Source organism: Bacteroides sp. D55t1_190419_B8, assembly GCF_015558905.1.
Classification (GTDB): domain Bacteria; phylum Bacteroidota; class Bacteroidia; order Bacteroidales; family Bacteroidaceae; genus Bacteroides; species Bacteroides vicugnae.
This window is the reverse complement of the sequence record NZ_JADMOU010000017.1, coordinates 83,541-94,429: the sequence shown is the minus strand read 5'-3', so window position 1 is coordinate 94,429 and position 10,889 is coordinate 83,541. Positions and strand designations below refer to the sequence as shown.

The following is a 10,889-nucleotide window of genomic DNA, read 5'->3' as shown; positions in this document are numbered from 1 at the left end:
ATGGAAACCAAAGATTATATTGCTAAAGCAGATACCACCCTTGAACTTCTGAAAAAGTATTCAGAAGTAAAATATTCAAATGACTGTCTTTCAATTGAAGAGTTAATAATGGATACTGAATTATTATTATATCAATATGATCCTAACTATCCTTCATTATTTGAGATTAAATCTATCAAGGAAAGATATTCAAGTCGATATTGGGACTATGAATCTGTAATTATTGGGATGTTATCAATGATTTTAGCTAAGTTTAAAGAACTTTTGGCATCGAAATAACGGAAAAGGCACTCGACGTCCCCGCCGAGTGCCACCACTAAAATCCACAGTAAAATCAGTATCACCTATCTGGTAGTATGAATGACCTTTGTCTGTGAACTCAGTGGCGAATATACGCATTATTTCTTTTTTCGCCTGGTGTTCCCGCTATTTTTCTTGTCGGGGAATACGAATATGGTATTGAAATCCGCATCAAAGGTGACAACGGCGCTGAACGGCTTGCCCGCCTTGCTGTTGAACCCCTTGATTACATCCGTTTTCCCGTTCGTCAGCAACTCTGTTATCTCCGCATCTGTGAGCGTCTTTCCCGCTTTCTGCCGGAAAACGGGCAGACCGCAATCCGGGTTACTGCATCGGACAACTTTTCCGTAGAACTGCATCACGCCCTTTTGACATTTGGGACACGTACACCCCGTTTCTTTGTGGGAGAAGAGTTTATCCGAGGCAAGCAGTTCTGTTGTAATTTCTACGGTGAACCGCTCTATCTTTTCCCGGAATTTCTCACACGGGAAAATGCCGTTTTCTATTTGTGCCAACGCATTCTCCCATTCTCCCGTCATTCTGACGTTGGCTATCTGCATTTCCTTGACAACGGAATAGAGTGCAAGCCCTTTTTCCGTCGGCACGAGCAACTTTTTTTGCCGTACCATATACTCACGCTTGAATAGCGTTTCGATGATGGAGGCGCGTGTTGCCGGAGTACCGATACCGCAATCCTTCATCGCTTCGCGCTGGGCTTCATCCTCCACTTCCTTACCGCAGGTCTGCATGGCGGAGAGCAAGGTTGCCTCCGTGTGCAACGGTTTCGGCTTTGTCTTGCCTTCGGTCAGCGAACTTCCCTTGACGGGCAGCGTATCACCCTCGTTCCAGACGGGCAGTGTAATTTCTTCCGTTCCTTCTTCTTTCTCCTGATACACAGCACGCCAGCCGGCTTGCCTGATAACGGAGCCTTTGACGGTGAACGGCACGCCGCCACACTCTACCGAAACGGTGGTTACATCTTTGATACACTTTCCGGAAAAGGCTTCCAGCATACGCCCGGCTATCATATCGTAGATGATATGCTCGTCCGACCCGATGTTTTTGGGCTTCACTTCCGTGATGAGCAGAGCATGGTGGTCGGTAATCCTCGTATCATCCACGCTCCGGCGGGACAATGTGCCCATTGCCGCCGCGTACTTGCCGAACACGGGATGATATTTCAGCGTGAGCAATAAAGCAGGTATTTCGGCAAACACGTCTTCGGGGATATGGCGGCTTCCGGTTCGGGGATACGTGATGCACTTCTCCTCATAGAGCTTTTGTGCAACGGATAATGTTTGCTCCGCAGAGAATCCGTGTTTGGTATTCGCTTTTTTCTGAAGGGCGGTCAAGTCGAACAAAAGCGGTGTTTCCTGTATGGTTTCCTTTCTCTCAACACCCGTAACGGCAAACTCCCTGCACACTTTCACAATGTTGTAGGCTGTCTCAGCAGTCTGCCTGTCTTTCCATTTTTCGGTGGAAGAGAGCTTCACGATTCCATTATCCGTTCCACCATCCGTGGACAGATGAATCTGAAACACGGGTTCGGGAACAAAGCGTTTGTTTTCGAGGTAGCGTGCGCATACCATCGCCAATGTGGGGGTCTGCACACGTCCGAGTGAATACGTCCCCCGTCCGGCGGCAGCGGTAATGGCGCGGGTTCCATTCAGGCCCACGAGCCAGTCCGCCTCGCTCCGGGCTTTGGCGGCATAGTAGAGATTGTCGTACTCCGCCCCGTTTTTCAGGTTTTCCAGTCCCTCGCGGATAGCCTTGTCGGTCAGACTGCTGATCCAGAGGCGGTCGAAAGGGGTGGCGCATCCGATATATTCGTACAAATAGCGGAAAATCAACTCTCCCTCGCGCCCCGCATCGGTGGCTACGATGATACCGTCGCTTTCACGGAACAGCTTGGCAATGATTTTGATTTGTGCCACCACGCCACTGTCGGGTTTGTACCCTTTCTCCCCTTTGACCTGCCGGGGGACAAGCGTAAATACCGGAGGGATAATCGGCAGGTTCTCCCGGTGGAAACCTTTCACGCCGTATCCTTCGGGCAGGGCGGGCATCACCAGATGCCCGAAAGCCCATGTCACGTAATACCCGTTACCCGAATAGTAACCTTCGTGTTTTTCCGTTGCCCCGACGATACGGGCGATTTCCCGTGCCACGCTGGGCTTTTCTGCAATACAAGTTTTCATACTGATTTAATTTATTTATTGTGGATTTTAGTGGTCGGGGCGTTGTGCCCCGGTTGTTATTATTCTGTTTTTCTTTATACCTTATTATTATCGGTTGCTTCCTGCCGTTCTCTTTCAAGCCGGGCTATGAACTTGCGGTCGTAATAGATATGGTTGCCGTCCGCATCAACGTAGTCACTGTCCGGGTCAGCCGGTGGTAACCTCCTGATTAAGCTGTCATGCAGTTTGACAAGTACCTTTATCAGCAACCACAGGATGACCGCTACCGGTACGGCATATAGAATCAGGTCTGCCATACCGCTACATTTTTACGCCTTTAGGCTTGTTTGCTGTTTTCTTTTGCTGCTGTTCCTGTTGCACGGCATTGGTGGGAGCCGTTTGTCCCTGTTGCAGCGGCTTTTGCAGGTGTTTGGTCGCTTCATTGGTCTTGCCATTGGTATTAACTGCCACTTGCGTGCGGCTTTCCGAAGCGGGGGTAACCTCTTTTGCCTGTGATACGTCGGGATTGTTACGGAAATATTTGGGCTTGCCCGCTTCAAAATTGTACTTCACGTATGCGGTATAGGGTTCTCCTTTGCCGTCACGCTTCATATCCTTGACAAGAATGGCTTTCCCTTCCGAGAATGTTTTCTGCTGCTCCGCTGTCAGAGGTACGCCGCCCATCGTCTTTGGCGCACGGATATTTCCGTTCTCGTCCACCCATTTGTAATTATACACCTTCGGTTTCTGCTCCCCGTCCGCTTGGGAGGCAGATTGTGTATTTTGCCGTGCATTTTTCGTGGCAGGCGGAGGGGTGTTCTGTTGCTGCTGTTGAGGTTGTCCATTCTGCCGGGTATTCTGTCCGGAGGCACGCTGCTTTCTGTTCTGGTTTTGGTTTGGTTTCGCTTGGCGGGGTACGAACTCCACGCCGCCGCGTTCCACATTCACCTGCAAGGTGGCTTTGAACTTCCGGGTATCCGACAGGACGATTTCTTTATTGGGGATAGCACGTCCGGCACGCAGTTCGCTCATTTCATGCTCCGAAAACTCCGTCCTCCCGATTCTTGGTATGATTGGCACGTCCTTCACCGGAATGGCTTCTATCTCATTCGTCAACCGGTCGATACTGATATACGAGGGGATAATCTCGCCCGTTTCCTTGTCCACGACTTCGGCGACACGTCCCAGATTGCCGCTGTTTTTCAGGTTCTCTTTATCTTCGGGGGTGAATGTAACCCCCATAAATTTCCCGTCGAGCTTCGGCTCTTTACGGATGGTATGGGGAACAAGCCCCATCGTACCGTCCGACATTTCCTTGAACGAAATCCGGGCTTCCATCTCAAAGCGTCCCCCGGCAATAATCGGGGAGACGGTCATAAGGGAGGACTTGCCGCCGTTAAGCATTTTTTCCAGATTGCCCGACGCTTCCAATTCTTGACGGCTGATGCCGTACAAGACTTTAAACTCCGACCAATTGATACGGCTTTCATCTATCAGGTATGTTTTTCCGTCGGGCTTCTTTTGTGTCTGTTCCGTTTCGGTATTGGCATGATTCTGAACGGATGACCGCTCCGCTTCCTGCAGCGGTTCGTTTTTCCGTTCATCCGCCCGCCCGTTTGTTTGCTCCTGTTCCTGTGTCTGCCCCTGTTTTTCGGTCTCCTTTCCGTCAGAAGACCAATGGTCTTCCACCGCCTGCCAGAAAGGGTTGAGGTCATCAGGCCCGTTGGGGGCAGGCTTGACTTCTTCCGATACGGTTTGCGGCTGTCGTCCGTCCTCCGGTTTCGGTGAGTTTTCCGGCTGCACCTGCTCCTGTTTCTCCGGCTGCTGTTCATACTTTGACGTGTCGATGCGGTGCGGTTCCAACAAGTCCCTGTTGGCGACCGGGTCCTTGAGCATATCCTTGAACACGTCTATCACCTCACCGATGTTATCGGCGGCTACGCGGTAGAACCCGAACCGTTTCGGTTCCTTGCACTGGCGGTAGAAATTCTCAAAGAAACTTTCCAGCACGTTGCTGTTCTTGTCGAATGACAGGAATTTCTGTTGGTTCGCTCCCGTGGCGGGAGTCGTTTTCGGCGTGCCGTCCCCGTTCAGCCCGGACACGACACCGATCTCGCCTGTCTTCTCGTCACGGACGACAAGCACATCTTTCTCTTTCTTTTTTTGTGCCATACTTTTGATTGTTTTTTAATGAATATGAAATGATTTCTCGGCGAAAGTAGCGGCTATCAGCCATCCGGCAATGGATAGCGGGACACGTGGCAGCTTGTGGCTCCCGTATGGAAGTTTGTGGCTTCAACCCTCGTTTCCCTCCGCTTGCTTTTTCTTCCCGAACTCCTCGAAATGGGTTTTCAAAAACTCCTGTACGTCCGATTCCTTGTAATATACCTTATGCCAGAGCATCTGATACTTCAACGTGCCCGAACTCCGGTAACGCTGGATGGAGCGTTTGCTCGTGTTGAGCAGCTCGCACAAGTCCTGATTGTCCAACAGCCGTTCACCGTCGAGATACTTCACTTCCTTGTACTCCTTGCCCGTGAGCGATGCTATCAGTTGTTCGTTCCGGTCAAAGCGTTCCATGATACGCTTCATCCAACCCTCGAAGGTTTCCAGATCCAGCGCGCTCATAGAGAAGGAGATTCATGTATGGCCCAATAACCTTTTCTGAACTCATTCAACGTCTTTGGATTACAGGTTACAATACGTTGAGCAATACATTTTTCCACATCCGACAGTCGATACAAACATTTACTCCGTATCATACAAAAAGGAATCGACCGTTCTTTCCGCATACGTTGAAGAGTACGCGTACTTATTTTAAGCAAGTCTGCCAATTCTTCACTTGTCAACCATATTTCCGGCTCTTGTAAGGGGGCAACTTCTTTTTTGAACACATAATCGGAAATCCGATTAATCTTTTCTACCAAATTCTGATATACCTGATGGTCTAATGTTATTATTTCCATACTTTTACGCTTTTTTGATTATGGCGCAAAATTGAGAAAAGAAAAGGGGGGACATCCACAGGTAGGTAACGACCTATGGAAGATTTTTCTGTATTATAGCCGTATCAGATTCTTTCAACTAAAAATCTGTAGTACAGAATTACAAGGTCATATTAATTCTTTGCCTATATTTGCAATCAATGTGTATTCAGGCACTCTTGTTTATTCGGAAAATACAAGAAAAGAGCAATACAAATGAAGCCAACGACTATACTTAAAACCAATGAGCTATCTAATATACATTTATACATTAGCACTGGAGGATGGTTTTTACTATGTAGGGAAAACTATTGATCCCGACAGAAGATTCAACGAGCATTTCAATGATAATGGAGCCGTATGGACTAAATTACACCCTCCTATCAGTGTTATTGAAAAAGAATCCTTTCTTGTATCGTCACCCGAAGAAGAAGAACGTTGGGAAAACCACCAGACCATAAAAATGATGAAAGCCAAAGGTTGGCAGATGGTCAGGGGTGGTTTTTGGTGTAATATGGGTGAAATCGAAACTATAAAGAACCTACAACATCATGGATATTTTTCAGATATAGATATTGAGGATATTTCATTTAATAAAAGAGAGCAATTCATTTATCTTCTTGAATTGGAGAATGATAAATATTATGTTGGTTATTCACGTTCTCTACAAACCGCCCTCAAAAAGCATGAAAAAGGTACTGCCTCATATTGGACTCGGATAAACAGACCTATACGGTTATTAAAGTATCAGGAAGTCGTGTTTGAAAACGGCATTCCTAACATAAACATGGTTAATGAATGGGTACTTCAATGTGGAGCTGAACATGGCTACGAAAATGTTCGCGGAGGGAGTTTTACACTTTGGGATTCAGAACGCCATCTGGGACTCATCCAATCCTTCTTGCGTAAAAAAAGAGACTATAAGCCCATTGTTGGCTTTAGTATGCGCAGTAAACTCATAGAAGAATATGAAGAAAAGAATTCCATAATCGATTATAATTTACCACTTAAAGAAAACGAGAGAGTCATGGTTGTTTATGTTCTGGCATTAGAAGATGGCTACTTCCATGTGAGTTATAGTAGCGATTTGTCTGCGCTTATGCAAAAGTACGAGAGAGGAAAATGTTGCGAATGGTGTAAACTCCATACTCCCATAAAATTATTAGAGGTTATTCCCGTTATATGCCCCAAAGATCATTTGGAGATTATTGATGAACTCAATCCCATTGTCGAGAAGTATTTCAATGAATATGGGGCAGAAAAAGTCAGAGGTGGCAGATTCCCTATTGTAGATGAAAATCTACACATGAAAAAGGTTTTTGAAAGGTACAAGATAGAAGAAGGCAAGTATATTGAATATACCAAGAAAGAAATGAATCATCTGAAGTATGAACGTAAGAAACAAAAAAAAATTATCATCTTTCACATCAAAGGATATTGATATATAACATTTTTTTCTAAACTATAGTATTATCTCGTTCTCTATATTTTTCAATATCCATTTGAACATATTTAGAATCCATAGGATCATATTTATTCATGCTTTCAAGAATTTGCTCCATTGCTTTATAAAAAGACAGAAAGCATTCTTGGTTCTTAGCTGGATTAATTTCCATATAGCCTGTATTAATATATCTAAAGAAATCAGGTTCATAATGGGCTGTTGAATAATTACGTTTAGCCCTAGCCCAATCTCCATATAGCTTTTTCCATCGGTTTACTATCTTCAATATTTCTGCCTTTGATTCTTGATGAGGGTTATAATATAACGGATTCTCTTTTTTAGTTATAATTTTGAGTAAAGATTCCATAATCTCGTACATTTTCATGAATGCAATATTCAGATAAAAGCAACCTTCATATTTGTTTATTCCCAGCTTAATATTTTTAAAACATATAGTTACATCAATTCGAGTAGCCAATAATAAAGCATGTACTTCTACTTTCCTTATTTCATTGAGTGAATCATTACTTAATAAAGAATTTGCTTGTTTAAAAGTAGATATTACCTTATGAAAAGTGAATAGTATTTCACTCATTTTATCAATATTGAAATCGTCATTCAAATCATTCATAACTCTTTAAAATTAGTTTTTAAAACCATAGCTTTTCATTGTATCATATCAAGTAGATATTCATTAGAGATTAACCGTTTTACCAAGAAATATCCCAATAACGGATTTAGCTCCCAGTTCCATCATTTTCCGTCGTAGTTGCCGGAAACTCTGCCCACTTGTCAGCACATCATCGAACAAAATCACATTCATTCCCTGAACGTCCCGCTTTTTGATACGCAAACTCGAAACAACCTCTTTGTGAGATATTCCTTTCATCTGTTCCCGTTCCTGCTCAATCCATATCGTCTGAAATCCATCCCGTACATTCAGCCATTTAGATAAATGATAACACAGAACAGGAAACCTCTTTCGTTGCCGCTCTCGTGTCGAAGCCGGAATAGGAATTAAAATCGTCTGTTGAGGAGAATCACAATAAGAAATATTTTTCATGCAAAGAGAGATTATCTTAGCAACTAACATGCCGCAATGTCCGCCCTCCTTAAATCTGAATATCAGGTTACTGATACGTTTCTGATGCCCATCTATCTTCTGAACACGCGTAGGATAATAGTCATGTACATAATAACAGAGACTTCCGTCAATCTCGCAATCCCCATTGAAAGTCGTATCGTACGGATAAAAATCTATTTCTACGCCACAGTCATAAGAGAATACCAGAATATCCTTATACATACTCAACCGTTCGGAAGATTCCGCCCGTCCGATCCATCCAGCCGATCCTCCGGTATTCATCATTCCGATACCGATTTCAAGTTGCTTATTGAATGGTTGATGTGAAATGACATACCAGTCATATTTTTTACAAACCTCTGTAAAGTCACAGAAGTGATCTGAAAGGAAATAAAACAAGCCACCTTCCTTTAGCACAATCACAAACTCCCCCAATGGTTGCCGCTTCAAATAGAAGAACTCCTCAAAGCTCCTTAGGTCATCCCCCATTGGAACCTTATAATCCTCAAATACCATTCCCGAATCATATTCGACAAGCATATCAAAAGCCTCAACCATAATCTCTTTGTTCAAATTCAATAACAGGAGCAAAGATAACTACTTGTCATTTAGAGGTAACATTCATTCATCCTCTTTTATATTCTTTTATATATAGAAATGGCAATCAGAAAGAGATTGACAAAAAAGCGGCTTAACCTGCTTCATATGATAGCAAATTAAGCCGCATTAAAACTATAGTGACAATCAGTTTACCCCCTGTTCCTTACCAATCTGTAAAAAAATAGGGATTTTTTGTTCACTGACCTTCTGTGTAAGTTGCTGGCATATCCATTCCCTGAACATAGAACAGAACGGACTATTCATGCGAAAGGCAAGCATTATAATCATATTGAGATTATAATAATCCAGTTTTCCATATTTACCGGGAGCATATTCGATTGGCTTTTCTTTTTTCACTGCATACTCCCGTAAATCCCCTTCTGCAAAAATCTTTTTAACTTGACGTTCCACAGAAGCACCGCCAACAAAGAATATATCCGCAATTTCTGCTATACTCATCCAAATACTGCCATCCTCGGCAGGCTTGAGAGATATACGAACACCGCCGGAATCTCCTGAATCTATAATTACCTTACCTTCTTCCATATATCAAATATTACAATTTTACTTCCATTGATCCAAATCATCCAATTTCCCAGCCAACTGTTGCATATCTTTCCGTATTTTATCATTAGTTATGCGAGCATATATTTGTGTCGTTTCAATATTCGTATGTCCCAACATTTTCGATACGGTTTCAATCGGAACACCCTTCGCAAGCGTCGTCGTTGTGGCGAAAGTATGGCGGGCGAGGTGGAAGGTGATATTCTTATTTATTCCGCACAAATCGCCAATTTCTTTCAAATACGAATTTAATTTCTGATTACTCAATACAGGCAGCAATTCCCCTTTGGGTAACTGTCCTTCGTACTTCTTCAATATAGCCAACGGTATCTTCAACAGAGGAACATTCACCGGAGTATCTGTTTTTTGACGATGTTTCATAATCCATGGCTTACCATCAAAAGAAATACTAATTTCACTTGCTTTTAACGTTTTCAGATCAATATACGCCAAGCCCGTAAAACATGAAAAAATGAAAACATCCCGCACCTGTTCCAATCGTTTCGTGGGAAACTTCTTCTTCATTATTTTTTGCAGTTCCGCATCCGTCAAATACCCTCTATCCACACGCTTCAAACGAATTTTATAATTCACGAATGGATCAGTAAAAATCCAGCCATTATTTTTCGCCATAATCACAATCATCCGGAAAGTCTGCATAAATTTAGCAGTTGTATTTTCATTACATAGACTAACGGTACGTAAATACGTCTCAAAGTCCGTGATGAACATATGATTAATCTCTTTCAAAGCAATGTCCGTAATATTATACTTAGCCTTCATAAATTCCTCCATCCTACGATAACACCTATCATATTTAGCTAATGTAGCTGCACTCTTACTAATACCTACTAACTTTTGTGCATCATCATTATGCTTTCTGAATAATTCCAATAGTGTTTGTTGTTTAATAGTATATCCTAGGAAAGCATTTCTTACTTTCTCCGCAGTAACAAATGATTCATGCATTTCAATATCACGATAGTGATTTTTCAGGGAAGTACGTATATCTTCCAACAAATCATTCAACTGACGTGCCTTTACGGAGTTACCTGCCGCTTTACCTTGCTTAACGTCCCATGCCTTAGGATCAATATTCAATTTAGAGCTAAATTGAGATACCTCACCACTTACTGTCAGTCTGACCATTATGCAGACTGTACCATCTTTGTTCACTTGATTTTTTCTAATGTAGAAAAGAATCTTAAAAGTACTTTTGCTCATATACGTTGTTCTTTTTATGTCCGTTACAATAGGAATTTTACTTCCCGTTGCAAAGGAACGATTAACAATTCGTGTATGAACAGACATCTAAGAGACAACGATCGACAAATCAGCGACTTACAGTTAAAACCGTTACTATTTTTATTGGCTGATTTTCAGTAACGATTTAGTAACACTACTTTGTCCAAACAGGGTATTTTCATGTCTTTCACTTGTCCAAGCACAAACATAAAAAAGTCCCGTAAAACCTTGATTTTACGGGACTTGTCTTTGCTTTTCCGTCATTTGTCTTTGACGCTCAGCGGAGAGACAGGGATTCGAACCCCGGGTACCTCGCAGTACAACGGTTTTCAAGACCGCCGCAATCGACCACTCTGCCACCTCTCCAAAACCTCTTTATCAGAAGTGCTTTTCGTTAAAAGCAGTGCAAAGGTACAACTCTTTTTTTGATACGCAAATATTTTTAGGACAAAATTTACGAAAAATAAAATCAGGGCAGAAAATAAAGCTGG

11 protein-coding genes and 1 tRNA gene are annotated in these 10,889 nt (G+C 43.0%); 2 read left to right on the top strand and 10 right to left on the bottom strand.

All coding sequences use genetic code 11. The features are described from left to right. Window positions 1-279, top strand: a complete 279-nt coding sequence (locus I2I13_RS15170; protein ID WP_195649891.1) for a hypothetical protein — start codon at window positions 1-3, stop codon at window positions 277-279. A 119-nt stretch (window positions 280-398) separates the two neighbouring features. Here the strand turns inward: I2I13_RS15170 and I2I13_RS15165 are convergent, their stop codons facing one another. From I2I13_RS15165 to I2I13_RS15145, 5 genes are all read right to left on the bottom strand, one after another. Continuing rightward, window positions 399-2,498, bottom strand: coding sequence for a type IA DNA topoisomerase (locus I2I13_RS15165; RefSeq protein ID WP_195649890.1), 2,100 nt, complete (start codon window positions 2,496-2,498; stop codon window positions 399-401). Between the two features lie 74 nt (window positions 2,499-2,572). Continuing rightward, window positions 2,573-2,794 (bottom strand): hypothetical protein, encoded by a 222-nt coding sequence (locus tag I2I13_RS15160; protein ID WP_195649889.1) that lies wholly within the window; start codon window positions 2,792-2,794, stop codon window positions 2,573-2,575. A 4-nt stretch (window positions 2,795-2,798) separates the two neighbouring features. Next, a complete protein-coding gene (locus I2I13_RS15155) occupies window positions 2,799-4,649 on the bottom strand; it encodes a DUF4099 domain-containing protein (protein WP_229128651.1) in 1,851 nt (616 codons plus the stop codon). A gap of 123 nt (window positions 4,650-4,772) precedes the next feature. Next, window positions 4,773-5,105 (bottom strand): helix-turn-helix domain-containing protein, encoded by a 333-nt coding sequence (locus tag I2I13_RS15150; RefSeq protein WP_195649888.1) that lies wholly within the window; start codon window positions 5,103-5,105, stop codon window positions 4,773-4,775. Next, entirely contained in the window at window positions 5,102-5,443 is a 342-nt protein-coding gene (locus tag I2I13_RS15145; protein WP_122296726.1) for a helix-turn-helix domain-containing protein, read from the bottom strand. Before I2I13_RS15145 ends, I2I13_RS15150 begins: the two co-directional genes overlap by 4 nt. Window positions 5,444-5,705: 262 nt before the next feature. Here I2I13_RS15145 and I2I13_RS15140 point away from each other — a divergent pair, with 262 nt between their 5' ends. Continuing rightward, on the top strand, window positions 5,706-6,902 hold the full coding sequence (locus I2I13_RS15140) for a GIY-YIG nuclease family protein (RefSeq protein ID WP_195649887.1): 1,197 nt from the start codon (window positions 5,706-5,708) through the stop codon (window positions 6,900-6,902). Window positions 6,903-6,918: 16 nt separating this feature from the next. On the opposite strand, the gene I2I13_RS15135 is transcribed toward I2I13_RS15140, so the two are convergent. The 5 genes from I2I13_RS15135 to I2I13_RS15115 all read right to left on the bottom strand — a co-directional run bounded on the left by I2I13_RS15135 (window position 6,919) and on the right by I2I13_RS15115 (window position 10,764). After that, window positions 6,919-7,536, bottom strand: coding sequence for a hypothetical protein (locus tag I2I13_RS15135; RefSeq protein WP_195649886.1), 618 nt, complete (start codon window positions 7,534-7,536; stop codon window positions 6,919-6,921). Between the two features lie 63 nt (window positions 7,537-7,599). Further along, window positions 7,600-8,547, bottom strand: a complete 948-nt coding sequence (locus I2I13_RS15130) for a ComF family protein (protein WP_195649885.1) — start codon at window positions 8,545-8,547, stop codon at window positions 7,600-7,602. A gap of 186 nt (window positions 8,548-8,733) precedes the next feature. Continuing rightward, complete coding sequence (locus tag I2I13_RS15125) at window positions 8,734-9,135, bottom strand: hypothetical protein (RefSeq protein WP_195649884.1); 402 nt, start codon at window positions 9,133-9,135, stop codon at window positions 8,734-8,736. Between the two features lie 18 nt (window positions 9,136-9,153). Beyond that, window positions 9,154-10,377, bottom strand: a complete 1,224-nt coding sequence (locus I2I13_RS15120; protein ID WP_195649883.1) for a site-specific integrase — start codon at window positions 10,375-10,377, stop codon at window positions 9,154-9,156. 302 nt (window positions 10,378-10,679) lie between these two features. Then, window positions 10,680-10,764, bottom strand: a tRNA-Ser gene (locus I2I13_RS15115). Window positions 10,765-10,889 lie beyond the last annotated feature (125 nt).

Coding starts and splice junctions, on each gene's coding strand:
- I2I13_RS15170 (WP_195649891.1), top strand. CDS start 1: ATGGAAACCAAAGATTATATTGCTAAAGCAGATACCACCCTTGAACTT.
- I2I13_RS15165 (WP_195649890.1), bottom strand. CDS start 2,498: ATGAAAACTTGTATTGCAGAAAAGCCCAGCGTGGCACGGGAAATCGCC.
- I2I13_RS15160 (WP_195649889.1), bottom strand. CDS start 2,794: ATGGCAGACCTGATTCTATATGCCGTACCGGTAGCGGTCATCCTGTGG.
- I2I13_RS15155 (WP_229128651.1), bottom strand. CDS start 4,649: ATGGCACAAAAAAAGAAAGAGAAAGATGTGCTTGTCGTCCGTGACGAG.
- I2I13_RS15150 (WP_195649888.1), bottom strand. CDS start 5,105: ATGAGCGCGCTGGATCTGGAAACCTTCGAGGGTTGGATGAAGCGTATC.
- I2I13_RS15145 (WP_122296726.1), bottom strand. CDS start 5,443: ATGGAAATAATAACATTAGACCATCAGGTATATCAGAATTTGGTAGAA.
- I2I13_RS15140 (WP_195649887.1), top strand. CDS start 5,706: ATGAGCTATCTAATATACATTTATACATTAGCACTGGAGGATGGTTTT.
- I2I13_RS15135 (WP_195649886.1), bottom strand. CDS start 7,536: ATGAATGATTTGAATGACGATTTCAATATTGATAAAATGAGTGAAATA.
- I2I13_RS15130 (WP_195649885.1), bottom strand. CDS start 8,547: ATGGTTGAGGCTTTTGATATGCTTGTCGAATATGATTCGGGAATGGTA.
- I2I13_RS15125 (WP_195649884.1), bottom strand. CDS start 9,135: ATGGAAGAAGGTAAGGTAATTATAGATTCAGGAGATTCCGGCGGTGTT.
- I2I13_RS15120 (WP_195649883.1), bottom strand. CDS start 10,377: ATGAGCAAAAGTACTTTTAAGATTCTTTTCTACATTAGAAAAAATCAA.